21 protein-coding genes are annotated in these 23,163 nt (G+C 63.1%); 15 read left to right on the top strand and 6 right to left on the bottom strand.

Annotated elements, in window-relative coordinates; all coding sequences use genetic code 11:
- Positions 1-2: 2 nt before the first annotated feature.
- The 3 genes from J2Y48_RS16485 to J2Y48_RS16475 form a co-directional block, all read right to left on the bottom strand.
- Complete coding sequence (locus tag J2Y48_RS16485) at positions 3-1,151, bottom strand: ABC transporter permease subunit (RefSeq protein WP_310420137.1); 1,149 nt, start codon at positions 1,149-1,151, stop codon at positions 3-5.
- A 68-nt stretch (positions 1,152-1,219) separates the two neighbouring features.
- The gene (locus J2Y48_RS16480; RefSeq protein WP_310420135.1) at positions 1,220-2,248 is read right to left on the bottom strand and encodes an amino acid ABC transporter substrate-binding protein; all 1,029 of its coding nucleotides are present in this window, start codon (positions 2,246-2,248) and stop codon (positions 1,220-1,222) included.
- A gap of 129 nt (positions 2,249-2,377) precedes the next feature.
- The gene (locus tag J2Y48_RS16475; protein ID WP_310420133.1) at positions 2,378-3,853 is read right to left on the bottom strand and encodes an amidohydrolase family protein; all 1,476 of its coding nucleotides are present in this window, start codon (positions 3,851-3,853) and stop codon (positions 2,378-2,380) included.
- A 170-nt stretch (positions 3,854-4,023) separates the two neighbouring features.
- Between J2Y48_RS16475 and J2Y48_RS16470 the strand changes: the two genes are divergently transcribed.
- The 8 genes from J2Y48_RS16470 (at position 4,024) to J2Y48_RS16435 (ending at position 14,057) form a co-directional block, all read left to right on the top strand.
- A complete protein-coding gene (locus J2Y48_RS16470) occupies positions 4,024-5,589 on the top strand; it encodes an ABC transporter substrate-binding protein (protein ID WP_310420132.1) in 1,566 nt (521 codons plus the stop codon).
- A gap of 100 nt (positions 5,590-5,689) precedes the next feature.
- Positions 5,690-7,189 (top strand): amidohydrolase family protein, encoded by a 1,500-nt coding sequence (locus J2Y48_RS16465; protein WP_310420130.1) that lies wholly within the window; start codon positions 5,690-5,692, stop codon positions 7,187-7,189.
- Between the two features lie 273 nt (positions 7,190-7,462).
- On the top strand, positions 7,463-8,431 hold the full coding sequence (locus J2Y48_RS16460) for an ABC transporter permease (protein ID WP_310420128.1): 969 nt from the start codon (positions 7,463-7,465) through the stop codon (positions 8,429-8,431).
- 19 nt (positions 8,432-8,450) lie between these two features.
- Entirely contained in the window at positions 8,451-9,410 is a 960-nt protein-coding gene (locus J2Y48_RS16455) for an ABC transporter permease (protein ID WP_310420126.1), read from the top strand.
- 4 nt (positions 9,411-9,414) lie between these two features.
- On the top strand, positions 9,415-10,608 hold the full coding sequence (locus J2Y48_RS16450) for an amidohydrolase family protein (RefSeq protein WP_310420124.1): 1,194 nt from the start codon (positions 9,415-9,417) through the stop codon (positions 10,606-10,608).
- On the top strand, positions 10,608-12,095 hold the full coding sequence (locus tag J2Y48_RS16445; RefSeq protein WP_310420122.1) for an amidohydrolase family protein: 1,488 nt from the start codon (positions 10,608-10,610) through the stop codon (positions 12,093-12,095). Before J2Y48_RS16450 ends, J2Y48_RS16445 begins: the two co-directional genes overlap by 1 nt.
- Positions 12,088-13,071, top strand: coding sequence for an ABC transporter ATP-binding protein (locus J2Y48_RS16440; RefSeq protein WP_310420120.1), 984 nt, complete (start codon positions 12,088-12,090; stop codon positions 13,069-13,071). Before J2Y48_RS16445 ends, J2Y48_RS16440 begins: the two co-directional genes overlap by 8 nt.
- A complete protein-coding gene (locus tag J2Y48_RS16435) occupies positions 13,068-14,057 on the top strand; it encodes an ABC transporter ATP-binding protein (protein ID WP_310420118.1) in 990 nt (329 codons plus the stop codon). Before J2Y48_RS16440 ends, J2Y48_RS16435 begins: the two co-directional genes overlap by 4 nt.
- Positions 14,058-14,066: 9 nt before the next feature.
- On the opposite strand, the gene J2Y48_RS16430 is transcribed toward J2Y48_RS16435, so the two are convergent.
- Positions 14,067-14,744, bottom strand: coding sequence for a GntR family transcriptional regulator (locus J2Y48_RS16430; protein ID WP_310420116.1), 678 nt, complete (start codon positions 14,742-14,744; stop codon positions 14,067-14,069).
- 131 nt (positions 14,745-14,875) lie between these two features.
- Here J2Y48_RS16430 and J2Y48_RS16425 point away from each other — a divergent pair, with 131 nt between their 5' ends.
- Both J2Y48_RS16425 and J2Y48_RS16420 read left to right on the top strand, forming a co-directional pair.
- Complete coding sequence (locus tag J2Y48_RS16425) at positions 14,876-15,505, top strand: flavin reductase family protein (RefSeq protein WP_310420114.1); 630 nt, start codon at positions 14,876-14,878, stop codon at positions 15,503-15,505.
- 22 nt (positions 15,506-15,527) lie between these two features.
- A complete protein-coding gene (locus J2Y48_RS16420) occupies positions 15,528-16,250 on the top strand; it encodes an aspartate/glutamate racemase family protein (RefSeq protein WP_310420112.1) in 723 nt (240 codons plus the stop codon).
- A 278-nt stretch (positions 16,251-16,528) separates the two neighbouring features.
- Here J2Y48_RS16420 and J2Y48_RS16415 read toward each other — a convergent pair whose 3' ends face one another.
- The gene (locus J2Y48_RS16415; RefSeq protein ID WP_310420110.1) at positions 16,529-17,218 is read right to left on the bottom strand and encodes a TetR/AcrR family transcriptional regulator; all 690 of its coding nucleotides are present in this window, start codon (positions 17,216-17,218) and stop codon (positions 16,529-16,531) included.
- A 95-nt stretch (positions 17,219-17,313) separates the two neighbouring features.
- On the opposite strand from J2Y48_RS16415, the gene J2Y48_RS16410 reads away from it, so the two are divergent.
- The 5 genes from J2Y48_RS16410 to J2Y48_RS16390 are packed head-to-tail and all read left to right on the top strand — an operon-like array spanning position 17,314 to position 21,856.
- A complete protein-coding gene (locus tag J2Y48_RS16410; RefSeq protein WP_310420108.1) occupies positions 17,314-17,679 on the top strand; it encodes a hypothetical protein in 366 nt (121 codons plus the stop codon).
- Positions 17,676-18,995, top strand: coding sequence for an FAD-binding oxidoreductase (locus tag J2Y48_RS16405; RefSeq protein ID WP_310420106.1), 1,320 nt, complete (start codon positions 17,676-17,678; stop codon positions 18,993-18,995). The genes J2Y48_RS16410 and J2Y48_RS16405 overlap by 4 nt, the downstream gene beginning before the upstream one ends.
- 29 nt (positions 18,996-19,024) lie before the next feature.
- Positions 19,025-20,035: a TRAP transporter substrate-binding protein DctP gene (dctP, locus tag J2Y48_RS16400; RefSeq protein WP_310420104.1), complete on the top strand. Its 1,011-nt coding sequence runs from the start codon at positions 19,025-19,027 to the stop codon at positions 20,033-20,035.
- Positions 20,032-20,565, top strand: a complete 534-nt coding sequence (locus J2Y48_RS16395; protein ID WP_310420103.1) for a TRAP transporter small permease subunit — start codon at positions 20,032-20,034, stop codon at positions 20,563-20,565. Before dctP ends, J2Y48_RS16395 begins: the two co-directional genes overlap by 4 nt.
- Position 20,566: 1 nt before the next feature.
- Complete coding sequence (locus J2Y48_RS16390) at positions 20,567-21,856, top strand: TRAP transporter large permease (protein WP_310420101.1); 1,290 nt, start codon at positions 20,567-20,569, stop codon at positions 21,854-21,856.
- Here J2Y48_RS16390 and J2Y48_RS16385 read toward each other — a convergent pair.
- Positions 21,853-23,160, bottom strand: a complete 1,308-nt coding sequence (locus J2Y48_RS16385) for an O-antigen ligase (RefSeq protein WP_310420099.1) — start codon at positions 23,158-23,160, stop codon at positions 21,853-21,855. The genes J2Y48_RS16390 and J2Y48_RS16385 overlap by 4 nt on opposite strands.
- Positions 23,161-23,163 lie beyond the last annotated feature (3 nt).

The raw sequence follows: 23,163 nt of genomic DNA, 5'->3' as shown, positions 1-23,163 counted from the left end.
GGTCAGCGCTCCTTCAGGGCGACGCGTTTGTTGTACCAGTTCATGAACAGCGAAATGGCGATCGAGAGGCTGAGATAGGCGCCCATGAAGATCGCGATGGTCTCCATCGCCTGTCCGGTCTGGTTCATGACGGTGTTGGAAACCATCACGAGATCCGGATAGCCGATGGCGATTGCCAGCGAACTGTTCTTGAAGACGGTGAGATAGGTGTTGGTGAGCGGCGGAATGATCAACCGCAGCGCCTGGGGCAGGATGACGAGACGCATGGTGCGGCGCCGCGGCAGGCCGAGCGCCATCGAGGCTTCCCATTGTCCCTTGTTGACGGCCTGGATGCCGGCACGGACGATCTCGGCGACATTGGCCGACACGCTGAGCGCCAGCCCGAACAGCAGGGCGACAAATTCAGGCTTCACCTGCAGTCCGCCGGTCAGGCGGAAGCGGCCCTTTTCCGGCAGGTCGAAGGTCATGGCGATACCACCCAGGAGCAGCACCAGTGCGATCGGTGCAATGCCCGCGATCCAGGCGATGAGGGCGCCATGGTTCGGCCTGCCCGTCGCAACCCTGCGGCACAACGAAAAATACCTGATGACGAGCGCCGAAACCATCCCGAGCACGACGGCGGCGACAGCTATGGCAGAGCCGCGCTCGAACGTGACGGAGGGGATGACCAGGCCGCTGTTGGAAAGATAAACGTGCGGTGCCAGCGGAAGGGCCGCGCGCACGGGTGGCAGCACGTTGATGATGACGGCATACCAGAACAGCAGATAGAGCAGCAGCGGAACGTTCCGGAGCGCCTCGACATAAGCCAGCATGAGCCGCTGGAGCAGCGGATTGCGGGACATGCGGCCGATGCCGACCAGAAGCCCCAGGACCGTGCCGAGGACGGCGGCCAGCAGCGAGACCTTGATGGTGTTGGCGAGGCCCACCAGCAGCGCGCGGGCGACTGTGTCGCTCGGCTCAAAGGCTATCGCGGCCTCACTGATGACGAAACCGGCCTGTCGTGACAGATAGGCAAAACCGGTCGCGATGTCGTTCTTGGCGAGATTGTGGCTTGCGGTCGAAAACATCGACCAGGCGATGAGGGCGATGACGCCGATCGCCAGCCATTGATAGAAAAGCGCGCGGTAGCGCGCATTGTACAGCAGAGCCATCGGTGCCCTCCGTCCTGAGAACCGCGAGAGGTGTTTGCGCCCGCAGGGTACGGGCGCAAACCTCTAACTCAACGGAAAGGCGGAGCGTAGAGCAGGCCGCCGGCGTTCCACTGGGTATTCGGACCGCGGGTCATGCCGAGGCGGGTCTTTTCGCCGAGGGCGCGGTCGAAGACCTCGCCGTAATTGCCGACGGACTTGATGACGTTGTAGCCCCACTTGTTGTCGAGCTTCAGCATCTCGCCGAGATTGTCGGCAACGCCCAGCATGCGCTGGACTTCCTGGTCGTCGCTCTTCAGCTTCTCGTCGACGTTGGCCTGGGTGATGCCCTTTTCTTCCGCCGCCATCAGCATCCAGACGGACCAGGAAACGATGTCCCGCCAGTTGGCATCGTTCTGGCGGACGGCCGGTGCAAGCGGTTCCTTGGAGATCGTTTCCGGCAGGACGACATAGTCGTCGGGGTTGTTGGCGACAGCGCGGATCGAGGCGAGGTCGGAGCGATCCGAGGAGATCGCATCGCAGCGGCCGCTGAAGAAGGCGGCGCGGTTTTCATCCGGGCTTTCGAAAACGACCAGCTCGAACTTCGCGCCCAGCTTGCCAAAGAAATCGCTGAGGTTCTGCGCCGTCGTCGTGCCCGGCAAGGTGCAGATGGCGGCGTCCTTCAGTTCTGCGGCGCTGGTGACGCCGAGCGACTTCGACACCATCAGGCCCTGACCGTCATAGAAGACGACGGGCGCGAAATCGAGGCCGAGCGAGGCTTCGCGGGTGAAGGTTTGCGTCGTCTGGCGCGACAGCACGTCGATCTCGCCAGACTGCAGCGCCTGGAAGCGGGTGTTGATGTTGGTCGGCACGTATTCGACCTTGTCGCCGTCGCCGAAGACGGCAGCCGCCACGGCGCGGCAGATGTCGGCGTCGAAGCCTTCCATGCGGCCCTGATCGTTCGGGGCAGCAAAGCCCGGCGTCGCAAGCGAGACGCCGCAAACCAGCTTGCCGCGCTGCTTGATCGTGTCGAGCGTATCGGCATGGGCGATACCGGCTGCCGTCGTTCCCAGAAGTCCGAGAACTGCACCGAGGCAACCTGCCAGAGTCCGTCTATTCATTCATTCCTCCCGTTTGGCGGCATTACCGTCGGCAGCTCCTCTTCCGCCTTTGGATGCGATAATGCATACAGTATTGTCTACAATAGCTTTCATTCATTGGCAACACCGAGTCTTGCTGCGTCAGCACGATCAGCAAGTTGGCGGCTGCGGCGGAATGACCGGCTCCTCAAAAGTGCGCAGCAGTCGGCCCCAGCCGGGGTCGTGCATATGGGCCTGGAGACCGGCACGCGCCGCCAAGGCAAGCGCTTCCTCTTGGCCGAGGGAGATGGCCGCGTCGACGTCCGTGGTCAGCACCCGGCCTCCTTCCATCAGAAGCTTGCCGTCGACGATGACGGTATCGACATCGCTTCCCAGGACTTGATGGATGAGGCGGTGGACGGGCATCCACATCGGCATCAAATGCGGCTTGCGCATGTCGATGATGGCGATGTCCGCCTTCTTGCCGACCTCGAGCGAACCGATCTCGTGCTCCATGCCGATGGCGCGGGCGGCATCAATGGTGATCATCTCGAAGACCTTGCCGGGCGGCAGCAGATAACGGTCGTGATTGTGAAGCAGATGCTGGGTGAACTGCGCCAGCCTCGCGGTCTGGAGCATGTCGAAGTGGCGGCTGGGGGCTGCGCCGTCCGTGGTGATCGCGACCCGAATGCCCTTGGACATCATCTCCATGATCGGCGTGGAGCGGCCGGGCGGCGCATGGGTAACATGTGTGCCTGTTTCGGCCAGGATATCGATCTCCTCGTGCGAGATGCCCCAGCAGTGCTGCAGGTGGATATCCGGCCCCAGGAGGGCGTTTTCCTTGTCTTGAAAGGCCATGCGGATCTGGCCGGCGAAGGCGTCGGAATGCAGGCGAACGCCCCATTTTCGTGCGGTTTCACGAACGCGGCGCGCCTGCATCCGGTCGTTTTCAGTGAGTTTCACCGCCTGATCCGGCGTCGATGCGTTCGACGGCTCAACCGATGGAACGATCGTGAAGGGCGTGAGGAATACCTGGATGCGGCCGTCGGCGCTGCCGTTCAGCGTTTCGATGACCGCCTCGGTGCCCTCGATCATCTCTGCGAAGCTGACCTGGCGTCGTTGCGGCGCACCGCTTTCCCAACGCGTCACAGGATGCGGCCAGGGCAGGCCGGAAGGGCCGACGCAGATGATTTCACGCAACCCGATCTCGCTATAGGCGCGGGCGTGGTTGATCGCAAAGACGGGATCATCTGCACGCGGCATCGAGGTGATGATGCTGGCACCGGTTGTCACTCCGGCCCGCAGCCGCTCGATGCCGGAGACGAGACCGTCCGCATACCAGTAGTCGCGCGTGACATAGTGGTAGTAGGCGGGGGTGACGACCTTCATCCATAGGGAATTGGTGTCGGCGGCGATGCTGCGGATCAAGGCGTGGCCGGCGTGGCCATGGGCGTCGATCAAGCCGGGAATGATCAGTTTGCCGCGACAATCGATGACCTGCTTTTCCGGGTGCCGCGGCAGGAGTTCGTCCGCGGTGCCGATGTCCACGATCCTGTCATCCTGGATCGCCAAAGCGCTATCCTCGATGATCCGCCTTTCGCGGTCCACGGTCACCATGGTGCCGTGCAGCAGCAGAAAATTTCCCATCCCATGCCCTCGCTTTTTCCGGTGTTTGTCGTTTTGGCGACTTTTATGGAGAATTTGGGTTACGATAATTGTCTACAATATCATTGACAATAGAGAAGGGTGAAACAATACTCCCCTTCGCCTGGGGTCTAGGCCGCACAGGCTTATCAACGATCCATAAGGGGGGAATAATGTCCCGTTTGAAAAGCTTCCTTCTTGCCGCGATGACCGCGACTGCCATCGCCGTACCGGCCAGCGCCGAGACGCTTCGCTGGGGCGGGCGCGCCGATCTCTACTCGCTCGACCCATATTCGGTGCCTTCGACCTCGAACCTCGCCTTCCTCAACCACATCTATGAGGGCCTGGTGCGCTACGGGCCGGAGTTCCAGATAGAGCCGGCGCTCGCCACCGAGTGGAAGCTGATCGACGGCAAGACCTGGCGCTTCACGCTGCGCAAGGGCGTGAAATTCCACGACGGCGCCGATTTCACGGCCGACGACGTGGTCGCCTCCTTCACCCGCGTTTCGGATGCGACCTCGCCGCTGCGGGGCAACATCCCGCTCTATGCAGGCGTCACCAAGGTGGATGACTACACGGTCGACATCGCGGTCACCGCGCCGACCTCGCTGTTCCTCAACGACATCACCAACATCTTCATCTTCGATGCGGGCTGGCTGAAGGCCAACAACAGCGAAAAGCCGACGGACGTCGCCACGAAGACCGAAGGCTACACGACCATGCACACCAACGGCACGGGTCCGTTCAAGCTCGAAAGCCGCGTGCCGGACAGCAAGACTGTGCTCGTCGCCAATGAAGGCTGGTGGGACGAGAAGAAGCACAATCTCGACCGCATCGAATTCACGCCGATCGCCTCTGCGGCAACCCGCGTCGCAGCAATTCTCTCCGGCGAGATCGACCTGATCGATTCCGCGCCGATCCAGGACCTGCCGCGGCTCGAATCCTCCCCGGGCCTCACCGTGAAGAAGCGCACCGAACTGCGCACCGTCTTCCTCAATTTCAACCGCAAGGAAAAGCTGGAAGACGGCCGCCCGAACCCCTTCAATGATCTCCGCGTGCGCCAGGCCGTCGAAGCCTCTGTCGACCGCGACCTGATCAACAAGAAGGTGATGCGCGGGCTGGCACGCCCGTCCGGCTCGCTGATCGCGCCGGAAATCTCCGGCTACGACAAGGCGCTCGACACCTATACGCCGGCCGATCCGGAACTCTCGAAGAAGCTCCTTGCCGAGGCCGGCCAGTCGGATCTCGCCTTCACCTATACCTGCATGAACGACGAGAGCATCAACGAGGAAGACATCTGCTCGGGCATCGCCAACATGCTGAAGCGTGGCGGCTTCAACCCGACGATCGACATCGCTCCGCGCGCCGTGCAGACGCCGAAGCGCAGTGCCGGCAAGGCGGACATGTTCAACCTCAGCTGGGCGAACGAGCCGACGCTCGATGCCTATTCGCTGCTGGCGCAGGTGCTGTCGACCAAACAGGGCGCGATGGGCGTCTCCAACTACGGCAACTGGTCCAACCCGGCGCTCGACAAGCTGGTGGCGGCAGCTGCGCAGGAGCCGGACAAGGCCAAGCGTCTTGCGCTCGAAGGCGAGGCCCTGAAGATCGCCAAGGATGAGGTCATGCTGATCCCGCTGCACCAGCAGCCGATCGCCTGGGCCATGCTCGGCACCGTCAAGAGTGTCGATTTCCGCGCCGACAACAAGCCGCGCCACTGGCTGACCCAGATGGGCGACTGACGGCAGCGCCAGAGGCTTAGGCTTTGACGGGAAAAGAGCGTTTCATGATCCATGAAGCGCTCTTTTCATATGGATTTCAAATACATCATCCGGACATGCCATGATATCTGATCCTCTGCACATGCTTACCCTTGGCGAGCGGCCGGCGGGCCGTACGCTTCTGACCGCAGACTGGCTGCTTGCCTGGCGCGACGGTGGTCATCGTCTCGTGCCGCACGGGGAGATGGTCATGGAAGACGGGGCGGTGATCTTCGTCGGACCGGCGTTTCCGGGGGAGGTTGCCCGCCGTATCGATTTCGGCGCGGCCCTTATCAGCCCCGGCCTGATCGATCTCGATGCGCTGTCCGATCTCGATACCTATACGCTGGTTCTCGACAACCAGCCGGGATGGGCGAGGGGGCGTGTCTGGCCGCGTTCCTATGTCGAGCGTGGACCCTATGAAATGTATAGCCCGGAAGAGCTGGCTTTCCAGAAACGTTTTGCTTTCGGCCTCCAGCTTCTGAATGGCGTCACCACGGCGGCGCCGATCGCCTCGCTCTATTATCGCGAATGGGGTGAGACCGTCGCCGAATTCGACGCGGCGGCCGATGCGGCCGGCGAAATGGGCTTGCGCGTCTTTCTGAGCCCGGCCTATCGCTCCGGCGGCATGGTGCTGGAGGCGCCCGGGCAAATGCTGCCGGTGTTCGATGAGGAGAAGGGATTGCGCGGCCTGGACGATGCGATTGCCTTCATCGAGCGCCAGCAGGGCCGGCATGGCGGTCTCGTCAACGGACTGCTTGCACCGGATCGTGTCGAGACCTGCACGCTGGAGCTTCTGAAGCGGACAATGGCGGCGGCACGAGACCTGGACTGTCGCGTGCGGCTGCACATGGCGCAGGGGCCGATGGAACTCGAAACCATGCAGAAGCTGCATGGCGCGACCGGACCGCGATGGATGGCCGATCACGGCCTGCTCAGCGAACGGCTGATCGCGCCCCATGCCACCTACGCCACGGAGGATGACCTTGGGCTTTATGCGGCCCATGGTGTTTCCATCGCCCATTCACCGCTGGTCTCGGCTCGCATGGGCAGTCTTCTCCATTCCTTTGCCGCCTGTCGCAGGCTTGGGATCAATATCGGCATGGCGACGGACACCGCGCCGCCGGATATGCTCATGAACCTGCTGATGGGCCTTGCCGCCTGTCGCATCAGCGAGAAGAAATCCGACGCGGTGCTCTCGGCCGATCTGTTCGACGCGGCGACCTTGGGCGGCGCAGCAGCGCTTGGCCGCGATGATATTGGCCGGCTTGCGCCGGGGGCTCGGGCCGATGTCGCCGTCTTCCGCCTCGACGATCCCAGGATGACGCCGAGCGTCGATCCGATCACGACACTCGTGCTCGGCGGCTCCGGCAAGGTCACCCAGGCCGTCTTTGTCGATGGCCGGCTATCGATGCTGGAGGGGAGGCTTGCGGGGCTGGACATGCAGGAAGCCCGTGGCCGTGCGCAGCGCCAGTTCGAACGGCTCGTCGCGAAATATCCGGACAGAAGCTGGGGGCATCCGCCCGTCGAGGCATTGTTTACGCCGAGCTATCCGTTGTGGGCGGGCAGGGAAGGCGATTAATGTTGGTAAAAGCGGAAAATTTAAGCGCCAATATTGTCGACAATTGCGTTGACAAATGTTGACGGCGTTGTCTTAATAGCTCCAGACGAAAGCCAAGGGAGGTGGTTGTGCGCGGAGGAGCGCTCGTCTCGCTACCGCAGCAGATTGTTGCGGTTGGGCCCAGGCTGCGTGCCGTTCGGTCCGGTCCTCTGTGTCGGTCTCTCCCAGCTTTTGAAGTCATTGAACGAACCGTCCGGCGGCTGCCGCGGACGGCGCGAAGCCGAGAGGTCACTCATGCTGGTCTTCATCATCAAGCGCCTCGGGAATGCGATCCTGGTGATGCTTGCCGTCGCCATGCTCGCCTTTCTGATCTTCCGGCTCGCGGGCGATCCCGTCGAACTGATGGTGGGCGAGCAGACATCGCAGGCGGACAAGGATGCGCTGCGCGAGCGGCTCGGCCTGAATGATGGCCTCGTGACGCAATATGTCCGTTTCGTCGGCGATGCCGCCCAGGGCAATTTCGGGGTTTCCTACCGCAATGGCCAGAAAGTGCTGCCGCTGATCGCCGAGCGCTTCCCGGCGACGCTGGAGCTGGTCCTGGTGGCGACCATCATCTCGCTGGTCCTCGGCCTGCCGCTCGGCGTGCTGACCGCCATCAAGCGCGGCAAATGGTACACGGAGGGCCTGCAATTCCTCTCCATTGTCGGGGTGTCGCTGCCGAGCTTCGTGGTCGGCATCCTGCTCATCCTCGTATTCGCCGTCATCCTCGGATGGGCGCCGTCCTTCGGGCGCGGTGATGTGGTGCAGATCGGCTGGTGGTCGACGGGCCTGTTGACGCCGTCCGGCCGCGCCGCCCTCATCCTGCCGTCGATCGCGCTGTCGCTCTACCAGATCACGCTGGTCATGCGGCTGGTGCGGGCGGAGATGCTGGAAGTGCTGCGTTCCGATTTCGTCAAGTTCGCTCGGGCGCGCGGCATTCCGCGCTGGCGCATCTATTTCCGCCATGCGCTGCGCAACTGCCTGATGCCGGTCGTTACCATGACGGCCATGAATGTCGGCTCGCTGATCGCCTTTGCGCTGATCACCGAAACCGTCTTTCAGTGGCCGGGCATGGGCATGCTGTTCATCCAGGCGGTGACCTTCCTCGATATCCCGGTCATGGCGGCCTATCTCTGCATCATCTCCTTCATCTTCGTCGTGCTCAACACGCTGGTCGACATCACCTATGCGGTGATCGATCCCCGCCTGCGCACCGCACGCTAACCCGAGGGGACCCGGTTCTATGACCCTTTTGCAAACCGCCAAACCGCAAACGGAAAAGCCCGCCCACCCGTCGCTCCTGAAGCGCATCCGCAACAGCGATGTCTGGTGGTCCTTCACCCAGAGCCGGTCGGCGCAGATCAGCGCGCTGGTGCTGGCGATCCTCATTCTCGCGGCGATCTTTGCACCACTGATTGCCCCGCAGAATCCCTATGACGGCGCCTCCCTAGACATGTGGAAGGCGGAACTGCCGCCGATCTGGAGCCAGGACGGCGAATGGCCCTATCTGCTCGGCACGGATACGCAGGGGCGCGACATGCTCTCGGCCATCCTCTACGGCACGCGCATCTCCATCGTCATTGGCATCGCCTCGGTGGTGCTGTCGCTGGTGATCGGCATGGCGGCGGGCCTCGTCGCCGGCTATTTCGGCGGCTTCACCGATAACCTTTTGATGCGCATCGGCGATATCACGCTGTCGATTCCGACCATCCTCGTGGCCATCCTCGTTTCTACGGTCGTGCGGCAGATGCTGCCGGAAAGCCTGCGCGAGGTCGGGGCGTCCGCCGTGCTCGTTCTCGCCATCGCGCTGTCGGCCTGGGTGCAATATGCGCGAACCGTGCGAGCGCAGGCGATCGTCGAAAGCGGCAAGGATTATGTTGCGGCGGCAAAGCTCATCGGTGTGCCGGCCCGGCGCATCATGGCGCTGCACATCCTGCCTAACACGCTAACGCCGATCATGGTCGCCGCCACGCTGAACTTCGGCATGGCGATCCTGACGGAGGCAACGCTGTCGTTCCTCGGTATCGGCATGCCGCCGAGCCAGCCATCGCTCGGCACGCTGATCCGCATCGGCAATCAGTTCCTGTTTTCCGGTTCCTGGTGGATCGTCCTGTTCCCCGTCATTCAACTCTGCCTGCTGGTCGTCACCGTCAATATGCTCGGCGACTGGCTGCGCGACGCGCTCAATCCCAAACTGAGGTAATTCCATGCACGATCTTCTTCTCCGCAATGTCAGGCCGATGGCCGGCGAACGCTGCGACATCCTGATCAAGGATGGAAAGATCGCAGGCCTGGGTGCCTACCAGCCGGCGGCCGGCACGGCCGTGGAAGATGGGCATGGCGCGATCGTCGTGCCGGGGCTCATCGACGCCCACACGCATCTCGACAAGACGACCTGGAACATGCCCTGGCACGTCAACAATCGCGCGGCGATCTTGCGCGAGCGCATCGATTTCGAGCGCGAAAACCGCCTCGAGATCGGCATCGATCCGCATCGCCAGTCGATGCGCCATGCGATCGGCCTCGTGGCGAACGGCGCCACCCATATCCGCAGCCATGTCGATATCGACCCGACCCACGGCCTCTCGCTGGTGGAAGGCGTGTGGCAGACGCGTGAGAAGCTCAAGGGCATCATCGATATCGAGATCGTCGCCTTCCCGCAGTCCGGCGTCATGGTCATGCCGGGCACGGTGGAACTTCTGGATGAAGCGCTAAGTCAGGGCTGCGAGGTGCTGGGTGGCATCGATCCCTGCGGCATCGACCGTGACCCGAAGGGCCAGCTCGACATCCTGTTCGCTTTGGCGGTCAAGCACGGCGTTCCGATCGACATCCACCTGCATGAGGCCGCCGATCTCGGCGCCTTCACCATGGAACTGATCTTCGAGCGCATTCGCGCCAACGGCATGGAAGGCAAGGTGGCGATCAGCCACGCCTTCGCTCTCGGGATGAACGACTATGTCAGGGTCGGCAAGCTGATCGAAGAGATCGCCCGCCTCGACGTCGCGATCCTGACGACGGGCGCGCCGTCCGCCAACGTGCCCTCGATCATGCGGCTGAAGGAAGCGGGCGTCCGCGTCGGCGGCGGCTGCGACGGCATTCGCGACACCTGGGGCCCGTGGGGGCAGCCGGACATGCTCGACCGCGCCAAGGTGATCGGTATGAAGAACGGGCTGCGCTCGGATCACGAGCTCGCCCACGTGCTGCACGTCGTCTCCCAGGGCGGCGCTGATGTCATGCGACTGGAGGGTTATGGCCTCGATGTCGGCTGCAATGCCGACTTCACGCTGTTGACCGGCGAGACCCTTGCCCATGCAGTCGTTGACATCGCGCCGCGACCGCTGGTCGTCAAGGGCGGTCGCGTCGTTGCCCGTCAGGGCAAGGCGATCGTGGAGATGCCGTGATGACCGATATCTCCCTGGAACTCGGCCGCCGTCCCGAAGGCCGCACGCTCGTCACCGCCAGCTGGGTGGTCGGACACAAGGACGGCAGCCATCGTCTGCTGCGCAACGGCGAAGTGGTCTTCGAACACGGCGAAATCCTCTTCGTCGGCCATCGGTTTCCCGGCGAAGTGGTCCGCCGCATCGATTTCGGCAATGCGCTGATCAGCCCCGGCCTGATCGATCTCGACGCGCTTTCCGATCTCGATACCACCATTCTCGGCATCGACCATCACCCCGGCTGGGCCAAAGGCCGCGTCTGGCCGCGCTCCTATGTCGAAGCCGGCCCCTATGAGATGTACAGTCAGGAAGAGCTGGCCTTCCAGAAGCGCTTCGCCTTCGGTCAGCTGCTCTTGAACGGCATCACCACGGCCGCACCGATCGCCTCGCTGTTCTATCGCGAATGGGGTGAGACGGTTGCCGAATTCGATGCTGCGGCTGATGCCGCCGGCGAACTCGGCCTCCGGGTCTATCTCAGCCCCGCCTATCGCTCCGGCGGCATGGTTCTTGAAGAGCCGGGCCGCATGGTGCCGGTTTTCGACGAAGAGCGCGGCTTTCAGGGCCTGAAGGACGCCATCGCCTATATCGAGCGGCAGAACGGCCGCCACGGCGATCTCGTGCGTGGCATGCTGGCGCCCGACCGGGTCGAAACCTCCACCCTGGCGCTGATCCAGCGCACGGACGCGGCGGCGCGCGATCTCGGCTGCAAGTTCCGCCTGCACATGGCGCAGGGCAGCATGGAGGTGGACACGGTTCGCGCACTCCACGGTTCGACCGCACCGGTCTGGCTCGCCAAGGCCGGCCTGCTCAGCGACCGGTTGATCGCGCCGCACGCCACCAATGCAACCGAGGAAGACCTGGCGCTGTACGCGGCGAACGGAGTTTCCATCGTCCATTGCCCGCTTGTCTCCGGCCGTGGCGGCAGCATCCTCAATTCCTTCTCCGCCTGCCGCAAGCACGGCATCAACATCGCCATGGGCACGGATACGACGCCTGCGGACATGTGGATGAACCTGCTTGTGGGCCTGATCACCGGCCGCATCGCCGACGGCGCGTCCGATCAGTTGCGTTCGGCCGATCTCTTCGATGCCGCCACGCTCGGCGGTGCCCGGGCCTTGGGCCGGTCGGATCTCGGCCATCTGTCGCCCGGCACCCGCGCCGATATTGCCGTCTTCGATCTCGATGATGCGGTCATGGCGCCGTCGATCGATCCGATCACGACGCTGGTTACCGGCGGGTCGGGCAAGGTCACCCGCGCCGTCTTCGTCGATGGCCGCGTCTCCATGCTCGCCCGCAAGGTGGCGGGCATCGACATGGAGGAGGCGCGTAGGAAGGCGCAGGCCCAGTATGACGGGCTGATCGCCAAATATCCCGAGCGAAGCTGGGCCAATCCCCCGGTTTCGGAGATCTTCCCGCCGAGCTATCCGATCGAGGTGGACGAAAATGGGTAAAGCAGAACAGGCGGTCATCGATGTCCGCAATCTAAAGGTCGAGTTTCCGGGGCGGCGCGGCACCGTGACCGCGCTGTCGGATGTCAGCCTCTCCATCCGCGCCGGCGAAATCCTCGGCGTGGTCGGCGAATCCGGCGCCGGCAAGTCGATGACCGGCCTTGCCATCCAGGGCCTGCTCGAACGCCCCGGCCGCATCGCCGATGGCGAGGTCTGGCTCGGCAAGCGGCGCATCGATACGCTCGGCGACCGGGAGATGGAGCGTATCCGTGGCCGCGAGATCGGCGCGATCTTCCAGGATCCACTGACCTCGCTCAATCCGCTCTTCACGGTCGGCGCTCAGCTTACCGAAACGATCCGCCAGCACCTGTCGCTCAGCAAGGTCGAGGCGCGAGCGCGGGCGGTGCAGCTGCTGAAAGATGTCGGCATTCCCTCGCCGGAGGAGCGGGTCAACCATTATCCCCATCAGTTCTCCGGCGGCATGCGCCAGCGTGTGGTGATCGCGCTTGCGCTTGCCGCGTCCCCTAAGCTGATCATCGCGGACGAGCCGACGACGGCGCTCGACGTGTCGATCCAGGCGCAGATCATTTCGCTGCTGCGGCGTCTGTGCAAGGAGAAGCAGACGGCCGTCATGCTGGTGACCCACGACATGGGCGTGATTGCCGAAGCTGCGGATCGCGTCGCCGTCATGTATGCCGGCCGCCTCATCGAGATCGGCCCGGTCGAGCAGGTGCTGCATGCACCACGTCATCCCTACACACAGGGGCTGATGGCCTCGATCCCTTCGCTTGGCGCGCGGGTGGCAAAGCTGAACCAGATCGACGGCTCGATGCCGCGGCTCGATGCCATCCCGGCCGGCTGTGCCTTCAATCCGCGCTGCGTTTCCGCCGGCCCGCGCTGTCTGCGCGAAAGGCCCGAACTCATAGCCGTCGGCGAAGGCGCCAGCGCTTGCTGGCTTAACGCGGGAGGAAACGCATGACCACATCCGCTCAGAAAGCACCGGCCCTGACCGTCAACGGCCTGGTCAAGACCTTCGATGTTTCCGCGCCCTGGCTCAATCGTGTCATCGAGCGCAAGCCGCGCCAATTCGTGCAGGCGGTCAACGACATCGACTTCACCGTTCCGGCCGGCGGGTGCCTCAGCATCGTCGGCGAGAGCGGCTGCGGCAAGTCGACGGTCGCGCGGCTGGTCACCGGGCTGTACCGGCCGAGTGCCGGGGAAATCCGCTTCGCGCCGGGCCGCAAGGGGGCACCGCTTTCCGCCCAGATGATCTTCCAGGACCCTTATGCCTCGCTCAATCCGCGCTGGCGGGTGAAGAACATCATCGCCGAGCCGCTACGCGAGTTGAAGCTGCGCGAGACGCCGGCCGAGATTACCGAGCGCGTGGAGGAGCTGCTGCGCACCGTCGGTCTTTCGGCCTCGGACGGCGAGAAATTTCCGCACGAGTTTTCCGGCGGCCAGCGCCAGCGCATCTCGATCGCCCGCGCGCTTGCGAGCGAGCCGGAATTTCTCGTCTGCGACGAGCCGACCTCGGCGCTCGACGTTTCGGTGCAGGCGCAGGTTCTGAACCTGATGCGCCGGCTGCAGGACGAGCTGGGCCTGACCTATCTCTTCATCAGCCACGACATGAGCGTGGTGCGCCATATGTCGGATCGCATCGCGGTGATGTATCTCGGCCGGATCGTGGAGGAGGGGGATACGGAAGAGCTTTTCGCCCACCCACGCCATCCCTATACGCAGCTTCTGCTGCAGACCATCCCCAATATCGACGCCCCGCGGCGCGACCGGGAACCTTCGGGCGGCGAAGTGCCGAGCCCGCTCAAGCCGCCATCCGGCTGTACCTTTCATCCGCGTTGCCCGCTCGCAACGGCGCGCTGTTCCGCGGAAGTGCCGGCCATCCGCGCGCTGGGCAACGGCACGCGCGTCGCCTGCCACCTCGCCGTGGAAGAGGCGGTGCCTGCCTGACGTTATGCGTCAGGCAAGTGCTGCGCGCAGATCATGGGAAAGGTCGCGGATTTCGCTGAGGTCGAGTTCGGATTCAACGTGCTCGAGATGATGGGCCATCAGATGGGTCGCCGTGTCGGCATCGTTGGCGGCGATCGCCTCGACGATGTCCGCGTGCTCGTCCGGCCCGCAATTGAAGCGATTGGTGTTGCGGTAAACGGCGGTTATCAGCGAGGAGCGAGAGATCAGGTCGCGCATGGTCGTGAACAAGAAGTCGGAGCCCACGGTTTCGGCGAGCAGCAGATGGAAACCGCCGGAGAGCTTGATGATATCGGTCGTGACATCGTTGGCATTGGCAACGCGTTCCTTGGCGACGTGGTCGCGCAGGCGCTTGAGATCGGCCTTGGACACCGACTTGCACAGCCGATCCACGACGCAGCGTTCCACCGTGCGGCGCACGAAGAAGACATCGCGGGCTTCCTCGACCGAAGGCTTGGAGACGAAGGCGCCACGATTGGGCACGATGGTGACGAGACCGTCGCGTTCAAGAACGGCAAGGGCCTGGCGGATGCGGGCGCGGCTGACATTGAAGATCGCCGCCATCTGCTCTTCCTTTAGCTGCACACCGGGACGGAGCCTGCGCTCGGCGATGGACAGCCAGACTTTCTCGACAATTTGTTGCGTGGACGGGCCGGATTGCTCGGACATCGGATTCACTCCCCATTGGGGCTAGACAAGCGGGATGCAGCAGAAAAAGTCAACTGTAACAGTAGGATTTTGATTGCAGAATTGTCAACAATATGAGACTACATTGTAGATCATAAATCCGGAAAAGCGCCATGGAATTCGACTTTACCGAGCTTGAGCCGCAAAGCCGCTACCGTCTGTTGACGAACTTCATCGGGCCCCGGCCAATTGCGCTCGTGACGACCCGTTCGTCCGCCGGCCACAACAATGCGGCTCCGATGAGCTTCTTCAACGTCTTTTCCCACGATCCGCCGATCGTGGTGCTCGGCATCCAGCCGCGCCTGACGGGCGAGGAAAAGGACACGATGGCGAATATTCGCCACACGCAGGAGTTCGCTATCAACATGGTCGACATGGCGCTGTCCGAGCAGATGCTCGTCTGCGGCCTGGGGTTCGACAGCGAAGTCGACGAGCTTTCCATGGCCGGGCTGACGGCTCAGGCCTGCAGCAAAATCGATGCGAGCTACGCTGCGGAATCGCCCTGCGTTTTCGAATGCCGGGTCGAGCGGCTGATCGATTACCCGCGCCGCACTCTCGTTCTTGGCGAGGTCGTCCACATGCATGTCCGTCGGGAATGCCTGGACGAGGAGGGGCGCTATGTCGACCCCGAGCGCTATCAGCCGATCGCGCGTCTGCATTCCGACAATTACATCACCTCCGACCGCCAGTTCGTCCTGAAGGCTCCGCCGATTGCCGATTTTATCAAGCCGCAGGGCGAGTAAGGGCTTTGAAAGGTTTGCCTACATGCACATCCGTCTGATCAATCCCAATTCCACGGCCTCCATGACCGCGCAGGCGCTGGAGAGCGCGCTGCGGGTCAAGCAGAAGGATACGCATGTCTCGGCCGTCAACCCCGTGAACACGCCCGTCAGTATCGAGGGCGGTGCCGACGAGGCGATGGCTGTTCCCGGCATGCTCGACGAGATCCGCAAGGGCGAGCGCTTGGGCGTCGATGCCTATGTGGTCGCCTGCTTCGACGACCCGGGGCTCCATGCCGCGCGAGAAGTGGCGCGCGGACCTGTCATTGGCATCTGCCAGGCGGCTGTGCAGGTCGCCATGACCATCAGCCGCCGCTTCTCGATCATCACGACGTTGCCCCGATCGATCCCGATTATCGAAGACCTGGTGAGCGACTACGGCGCGGAGCGCCACTGTCGCATGGTTCGTGCCATCAATTTGCCGGTGCTCGGTTTGGAGGAGGATCCGGCCGAGGCCGAGCAACTGCTGATCCGCGAGATCGAGGCGGCGAAAAAGGAAGATCGGGCGGAGGCCATCATTCTCGGCTGCGCCGGCATGTCCGCTCTCTGCGATCGGTTGCGCGAGGCGACGGGCGTCCCCGTCATCGACGGTGTTACGGCAGCGATCAAGTTGGCCGAGGCGCTGGTCGGTGCCGGCTACACCACCTCGAAGGTCAACGCCTACGACTATCCCCGCTTGAAAGAACCCAAGATGGCCGCGTGCGCCTGAATAAACGGCATGGGACAAGGCGCTATCTAAGCCGGCGGTGGCATGCGGGCCAAGCGTTGGCATCCGTAGTCGATGAACGCCTATCTCTGGGTTATCAAATACGTGGCGATTACACCGATCAATTATGAAGCAGACCCGGAGATGTACGCTCCATTGCTCTGATCGCCGCATGGTGCGTCATCACATGGAAGAGCGGCCTGTGATCAGTTGCGAAGTCGAGACGGACCGCTTCTCGATGATCGTCACCACTTGCGGCACACCGACATCGACCAGCCACCTCAACGGTGCGGAATGGGCTCATCGCTCCAGAGATCCTTGCGTGCAATGATGCGGACACGGAAGGCGCGTTCGGCTTCGGCGCTCAGCGTTTCGTCCGTATAGGTCTCGAAGTAGGTCGACAGATAAGACAAGCGGGCCGACAGCGGCTCGTGTATGTTGAGGGCGTAGTATCCCATCTGCGTATAGTAGAAGTTGCGGGCGCGGATGAGAGCCTGGCGCTCGGGAAAGCCATGGGACGCGAACATGGCAACAAGCGCATCCATCCGCTGTTGATCGGACATTGCGATGTTGCGCTGAAGCTCCGCGTCGCCGCGCGCCCAGTCGCGCACCGCGAAATCGAGCCGGGGATCGAACAGTTCGGGATCGATCCAGCACATGAAAAGGGCAAGAACCCGGTCCTCGAGTGATCCCGGAGAGGTCGCGGCACGGATGATGCTGGCGGTATTGGACTGCTCCCACACCTTGAGCATCGCCGTGAGCAACGCTCCGCGGTCTGCGAAGTGCCAGTAGAAGCTGCCCCGCGTGACTCCGAGCAAATCCGCAAGACGCGTAATCCTGACCGAATCGATGCCGTTTTCGATCAGAACCCGCAACGCTTTGTCGAGCCAATCGGCGCGCGTCAGGCGCGGTTCGGCGCGGTTCTCCCCGGCGGCAGCGCTGACTCGCTCGATCAGTTCGCGGTTCGTCATTGACATCTCCATACAGGCATGCATGTGTCCATACACATGTGTCTTGTCGTCGTGATTTATTTAGATCAGACAGAACGACCGGGTGGAAGAGAAAGATGACGGACCAAGCCAAGGCGCCGGCGCGAGTAAACCGCTTTTCAGCGCTGAACTTTCAGCCGCGTTTCGCCTATCCTGAGATGGCGGATGTCGTGGAGGTTGCCGGGCTTGCCGATCGCAGTGAGCTTTCTGGCGGCTTTGCCCGTTTTCGTGATGCGGATATTCCGTGGCAGGTGGAATATGACGAGCTGATCCTGGTGATCTCGGGCGAACTTTCCGTCGAGACACCCGCGGGTCTGCTCGAAGCGGCGCCGATGGACACGATCTGGCTGCCCGCCGGCACGCCGGTGTGCTATCGCTCGAAGGATGCGCTGGTCTTTTACAGTCTTCAGCCTGCAAGCTGGGCGCGCGGGGTTGCCGCATGACCCGCATTACGCTGCTTCCCAAGGATGACCGGGTGAACGGCTGGAGTGCGCTTCTGCCGTCGCGCCAGCCTCGCCCGCCGCTGACCGGTGATATCAGCGCCGATGTCGTTGTGATCGGCGCCGGCTTTGCCGGGATCGGCGCGGCGCGGCGTTTGGGTGAGTTGCGCCCGAACGCAAAGATCGTCGTTTTTGATGCGCAGCAGCTCGGCGAAAACGCCTCGGGGCGGAACTCGGGCTTTGCCATCGATCTGCCCCACAACGTCGGCTCATCGCTCGAAGAGTTGGCCAAGGGAAATGCCTACATGCGGCTCGCCCGTGCAGGGATCTCGTCCCTGCGCGACTGCGTCGAGCGTTACGGCATCGACTGCGACTGGAGCGAGGACGGGAAATATCATACCGCCACCTCGGAGAGAGGGGGGGAGGAGGTTCTCAGGCCGACGATCAAGGAACTGGACCGGCTGAACGAGCCCTACGAATGGCTGGGGCGCGAAGAGACCGCCAAACGGCTTGGCACGCGCCATTTCGCGGCGTCGGTCTACACGCGCGGGACGGTGCTTCTCAATCCTGCCGCCCTGAATCGCGGTCTGGGTGAAAATCTGCCCGAGAACGTGACGCTTTATGAAAATTGCCCGGTGCTCGAGGCGGATTTTGGCTCCACGATCACGCTTAAGACCGCGCAGGGCTCCGTCAAGGCGCCGAAGGCCGTCCTGGCCGTGAACGGGCTCGCCGCGCGCTTCGGTTTCTGGAAGGGCAAGCTCCTGAACTTCGCCGCGCACGCCAGCCTTTCGCGTCGTCTGACCGAGGCGGAACAGGCTGCGCTCGGCAATATCGCGCCGTGGGGCTCGACCCCGGCGAATGCCTTCGCGGGCATTACCATGCGCTACACGAACGATCACCGCATCCTGATCCGGCAGAACATCCATTTCTGCCCTGGGTTGCGGCAATCCGACGAGCGCCGTCTGAAGATCCGCGCAGAGCATCAGCGCCTGTTCGACCACCGTTTCCCGATGCTCCAAGGTGTCACGATGGAGCATACCTGGACCGGCTATATCTGCCTCTCGCGCAATGGAGCGCCGGGTTTCGGTCAGGTCGCCCCGAACGTCTGGAGCGCGGTATGCCAGAACGCCGTGGGCGTCGCCAAGGGCACGATCAGCGGGCGGCTTGCCGCGGAAATGGCGCTTGGCGAGGACGATCCGCTGATTTCAGACATGATCAGCCTCGGCACGCCGACGCCGGTCCCGCCGCGGCCTTTCCTCGACATCGGGGTAAGGGCGCGCTTCGCTTACGAGATTTTCAAGAACAAACACGAGGCCTGAGGGAAGACAGCCCTGGGGGAGGAGACACGATGAGATATGCAATGTGCAACCTGAAAGCCGCGGCGTTGGCGGCTGTGATTATATCCTGCACGGCATGGGCGGGCCCGGCCGTGGCCGAGACGCTGAAGATCGCAACCGATTCCGGCGCGAAAGGCTCGGATGCGGGCAACGCGATCGAGAACTGGGCGAAGGAGATCGAGACCGCCACGAATGGCGAACTGAAGCTCGAAATCTTCTATCAGAACGAACTTGGCGGCCAGCAGGAGGTGTTCGACCTTCTGATGGCTGGCGACGTGGATCTGATGCTGAACTGGCCGATGACCTCCTACGACAAGCGCATCTCGCTGATCTATACGCCCTACATGTTCACCGACTGGTCTGCGGCCCTGGCGGCCTATGGCAAGGATGGCTGGCTGAGCAGCGCGCTGTCTGAGGTCTATGCCGATGCCGGGCTGAAGTATCTCGGCGCATGGCCGGAAGGCTTCAACGGGGTCGGAACCAAGGGCGGCCATGCGACCACCGTCGAGGCAGCCAAGACCTTCAAGGTCCGCGTGCCGCCGGTTTCGCCCTTCACCGAGACCATCGCCGCCATGGGCTATCAGACCGCGACGATCGATTGGGGCGAGCTTTACTCGGCGCTTCAGACCGGCGTCGTCGATGGCGACAGTGCCAACGTGATCTTCTATGACTTCAAGTACTTCGGCGATGTCTTGACCGACTACGTCCACAGCCGCCAGCAGTTCCTGACCGGCATCCTGACCGCCAACATGGAAAGCTGGGACAAGCTCTCGCCTGAACAGCAGCAGGCCGTCGCCGCCGGGGCCGAAAAGGTCATGCTGGCGCAGTTCGAGGCCGCCAAGCGGGCCGACGACGGCTATGTCGAGGATTGGAAGAAACTCGGCCACAAGTACGTCGAGCTGAGCCCCGAAGAGCTTGAATCGCTGCGGAAAACCGTGCGCGAGGCGGTCTGGCCGCAGATGGAGCCGCTCATCGGCGCGGATCTCCTTGATCTCGTCCGGCAGAACGCATCCGCCGATTGATCCCTGTCGCCATCGAGGTTCGCGTGATCGCCTTCCTGACATCAATAGACCGGGTCTTTGCCTGGCTCTTGCGCGCGACCGTTCTGGTGACCAGCGCAATCGTAACGCTTGCGCTGGTCGCTTTGGTGATCTGCCGGTTCTTCTTCAACTATGCGCTGCTTGGCATGCATGAGGCGAGCCTTCTCGCAGCGATCTGGCTTTACATGGCAGGGGCCGTTCTGGCCTCGCGCCGCGCCGAGCATCTGGTTGTCGATTTCCTGGCAACCTCGCTTCAATCGCCCCGCGTCAAGGCGATCCACAGTCTCGTCGTCGCTGCCCTGACCCTCGTCATTGCCGGCTTCTTCGCGCTCTGGGTCTGGAAGATGCTGGCATGGGGAATGAAGCGCCCCCAGGCCATTCCGGTCCTTGACCTGCCGTTGTGGTCGGCGCAGGCATCGCTCGCGCTCGCCGCAGTTTCGGCCATCCTCTACGCGCTGCGGGACCTCGTCCGCACAGGCCTTCAGATCGTTCATTCCAGCAGGGAGGCCTAAGATGGAGGCGATACTCGTCCTGGGGCTGTTGCTTGTCCTTCTGGGGATCGGCCTTCCCGTTGCATGGTCCTTTGCCGGTGTCGTCGCCGCGCTGGTCTGGATCTATGACGTGAACCTCAACACCCTGATGCTTCAGGGCTTCAGGTCGCTCAATTCAGTGATCCTGCTGGCACTGCCCCTGTTCATCCTCGCGGGCTATCTCATGCAGTCGGGCGGGATCGCGAGCCGGCTCGTCGCCTTCATCGAAATGGCCATCGGTCGGCGGCGCGGCGGGCTTGGCAATGCCATGGTCGGGGCATCGGGCGTTTTCGGTGCGATTGCCGGCACGGCCACGGCGGCAGTGGCGGCGATTGGGACGCTGATGATCGACCCGATGGCCGAGCGCGGCTATCCACGCGGCTATTCGGCGGCTCTTCTCGGGGTTTCCTCGTTGCTCGGAATCCTCATTCCACCGTCGATCACCATGATCCTTTTCGCCGTGGCGACCCAGCAATCGGTCGCGGCCTGCTTCGCGGCCTCGATCGTGCCCGGGATCATGCTGATGATCGGGCTTATGCTCTTCAACCGCGCCCAGATCGGGCGTCGCATCCACGAGCTTCACGATGAGCGCAGGCTCTCGGGGCCTGAGAAGAGGCGCATCACGCTGCGCACACTGCCGGCGCTTTCCCTGCCCGTGATCATCATCGGCGGCATCTACGGGGGCTATTTCACCCCGACCGAGGCGGCCGCCTTCGCCGTCGTCGCCGCCGTCACCATCGGTATTTTCGTCTATCGCGACATGAGCCTTGCGCGGCTGCGCGACAGCACCGTGGCGGCCGCCGAGACCACCGGCTCGATCGTGCTGATCCTGCTCTTTTCCTTCGTGATCGGCCGCATCCTCGTTGCCGAGCGCATCCCGCAGGACCTGACCGAACTTGTCGCCCAACTCGTCAGCAACCCGATCGGGGTGATGATCCTGGTGAACGTCTTTCTGATCATCGCCGGGGCGCTGATCGACGATGTCTCGGTCACGGTCGTGATTGCGCCGCTGCTGCTGCCGTTGATGGTCTCGGTCGATGTCCATCCCGTTCACTTCGCGGCGATCGTCGCGACCTCGGTGGTGATCGGCGCGAACAGCCCGCCCATGGCGCCGGTGCTGTTCATGGCCTGCCGGATCGGCAAGGTTTCTGTCCATCACGCCGTCGGTCCTGCTCTGCGGATGATGGCCTTCGTCGCCTTGCCGGTGATGGTGCTGACGACCTTCATCCCGGCGCTGTCGCTGGCTCTGCCGCGCTGGCTGGGCCTGCTCTAGCTGCGAAGGCGTTGTTGCGGGCTGGCGCCTGTGGCGAGTGACGCAACAGGAAGTCGGGGAACGGCCGGCCAGGGTGTCGGGCCTGCCATACGGCGCGACTGACGGATGGTCAGCTTGCCGGCGGCGACATAAAGGAGGAACGAGCCCACATGATAGGGCGTCATGATGTCGATCTCGACGAAAGCGCGCATTGCGAGCAGCACAGCCAGCCCCAGCAGCAGCGCGGCCTCCGGATGGCGGTCAGTCGAGAGGAAGCGGCCAAGATGCCCGGCGATCGTGACGACCAGCACCATGCACAGCAGCAGGAGCCCGATGGCACCTGTCTCGACCGCGGCCCCGATGAAGGTGTTGTGAAAGTGAAAACCGGTTCGGGTGCCGATGTAGAATTCCTCCCACAGCCGCTCCGCTTCCGAAAAGCCCTGGACCCAGTACGCCTGATAACCGACACCAAACCACGGATTGGCCGCGGCCGCCTCGATCCCCTGTTGCCAAAGATAGGTTCGGCCAGTCAGTGTCGCGTCCTTGCCGAAGGCTCCGAGCACGAGGCCATAGCCCCCGGCTGAGATGAAGGCGACAGTACCGACTGCAAACAGGATGGTTCCGCCGACAAACAGCGACTTGCGGTTTCGCGGCGTAAGCCACGTCAATATGTTAAGGCCAATGCAGCAGCCGACAACTGCAACCGTCGTCAGCACGGAGGTCGCCGACTGCGATACGGCAAGGGCATAGCCAGAGAGCAGTCCCACGCCTGCGCTCACGGCCATCCACAGACGGCGCTCGCCGAGGATCGTGACCGCCGCGACCGCGAAGTAAACGCCAAGCGAGGCGTAGAAGCCGAGCTGGTTCTTCGAGGCGAAGGCGCCAACGAAGCTCACCGTGCCGTCGAGCGGGTCGGCATGATACACGCCGAAAGCGAAGGAATAGAGGAGCACGAGGCCGACTCCAACCAACACACCGCGCGCCAGCGTCGCAATGTCGATCGTGCGCATGGCAATCAGCGCGCAGATAACATGCGACAGGTACTGGATGCCCGTGCGCAGCGTCTGCGCGGGGGCGGCTGACCAGAACATCGACAGGCAGGCGAAGACCGCGAATGGGAGGATCCAGAGGTAGCGCGAGTAGTTGCCGAGTACTCTGCGGTAGTCGAGCAGGACAAGCGGGAGCCACAACCCGTAATAGGCGAGGATGGATACTTGGCCGAACAGCGTCGAGTAGGCAAACACGAAGAGAGACAGGGCCACCGCAACGATGCCGTAGGCCCGGTTCTCACCGGGCGTTACCAGGCTGGCCTTGGCGATCCTCATGCG

It is taken from the genome of Mycoplana sp. BE70, from assembly GCF_031455855.1.
In the GTDB taxonomy this organism is placed as follows: Bacteria; Pseudomonadota; Alphaproteobacteria; order Rhizobiales; family Rhizobiaceae; genus Mycoplana.
This window is presented reverse-complemented; position numbering and strand designations above follow the sequence as displayed.

Excerpts from the sequence above, each read along its gene's own strand:
- J2Y48_RS16390 (WP_310420101.1), top strand. The coding sequence starts at position 20,567 with ATGGAGGCGATACTCGTCCTGGGGCTGTTGCTTGTCCTTCTGGGGATC.
- J2Y48_RS16405 (WP_310420106.1), top strand. The coding sequence starts at position 17,676 with ATGACCCGCATTACGCTGCTTCCCAAGGATGACCGGGTGAACGGCTGG.
- dctP (WP_310420104.1), top strand. The coding sequence starts at position 19,025 with ATGAGATATGCAATGTGCAACCTGAAAGCCGCGGCGTTGGCGGCTGTG.
- J2Y48_RS16475 (WP_310420133.1), bottom strand. The coding sequence starts at position 3,853 with ATGGGAAATTTTCTGCTGCTGCACGGCACCATGGTGACCGTGGACCGC.
- J2Y48_RS16455 (WP_310420126.1), top strand. The coding sequence starts at position 8,451 with ATGACCCTTTTGCAAACCGCCAAACCGCAAACGGAAAAGCCCGCCCAC.
- J2Y48_RS16460 (WP_310420128.1), top strand. The coding sequence starts at position 7,463 with ATGCTGGTCTTCATCATCAAGCGCCTCGGGAATGCGATCCTGGTGATG.
- J2Y48_RS16480 (WP_310420135.1), bottom strand. The coding sequence starts at position 2,248 with ATGAATAGACGGACTCTGGCAGGTTGCCTCGGTGCAGTTCTCGGACTT.
- J2Y48_RS16470 (WP_310420132.1), top strand. The coding sequence starts at position 4,024 with ATGTCCCGTTTGAAAAGCTTCCTTCTTGCCGCGATGACCGCGACTGCC.
- J2Y48_RS16435 (WP_310420118.1), top strand. The coding sequence starts at position 13,068 with ATGACCACATCCGCTCAGAAAGCACCGGCCCTGACCGTCAACGGCCTG.
- J2Y48_RS16445 (WP_310420122.1), top strand. The coding sequence starts at position 10,608 with ATGACCGATATCTCCCTGGAACTCGGCCGCCGTCCCGAAGGCCGCACG.
- J2Y48_RS16415 (WP_310420110.1), bottom strand. The coding sequence starts at position 17,218 with ATGACGAACCGCGAACTGATCGAGCGAGTCAGCGCTGCCGCCGGGGAG.
- J2Y48_RS16485 (WP_310420137.1), bottom strand. The coding sequence starts at position 1,151 with ATGGCTCTGCTGTACAATGCGCGCTACCGCGCGCTTTTCTATCAATGG.
- J2Y48_RS16410 (WP_310420108.1), top strand. The coding sequence starts at position 17,314 with ATGACGGACCAAGCCAAGGCGCCGGCGCGAGTAAACCGCTTTTCAGCG.
- J2Y48_RS16465 (WP_310420130.1), top strand. The coding sequence starts at position 5,690 with ATGATATCTGATCCTCTGCACATGCTTACCCTTGGCGAGCGGCCGGCG.
- J2Y48_RS16420 (WP_310420112.1), top strand. The coding sequence starts at position 15,528 with ATGCACATCCGTCTGATCAATCCCAATTCCACGGCCTCCATGACCGCG.
- J2Y48_RS16385 (WP_310420099.1), bottom strand. The coding sequence starts at position 23,160 with ATGAGGATCGCCAAGGCCAGCCTGGTAACGCCCGGTGAGAACCGGGCC.
- J2Y48_RS16425 (WP_310420114.1), top strand. The coding sequence starts at position 14,876 with ATGGAATTCGACTTTACCGAGCTTGAGCCGCAAAGCCGCTACCGTCTG.
- J2Y48_RS16440 (WP_310420120.1), top strand. The coding sequence starts at position 12,088 with ATGGGTAAAGCAGAACAGGCGGTCATCGATGTCCGCAATCTAAAGGTC.
- J2Y48_RS16450 (WP_310420124.1), top strand. The coding sequence starts at position 9,415 with ATGCACGATCTTCTTCTCCGCAATGTCAGGCCGATGGCCGGCGAACGC.
- J2Y48_RS16430 (WP_310420116.1), bottom strand. The coding sequence starts at position 14,744 with ATGTCCGAGCAATCCGGCCCGTCCACGCAACAAATTGTCGAGAAAGTC.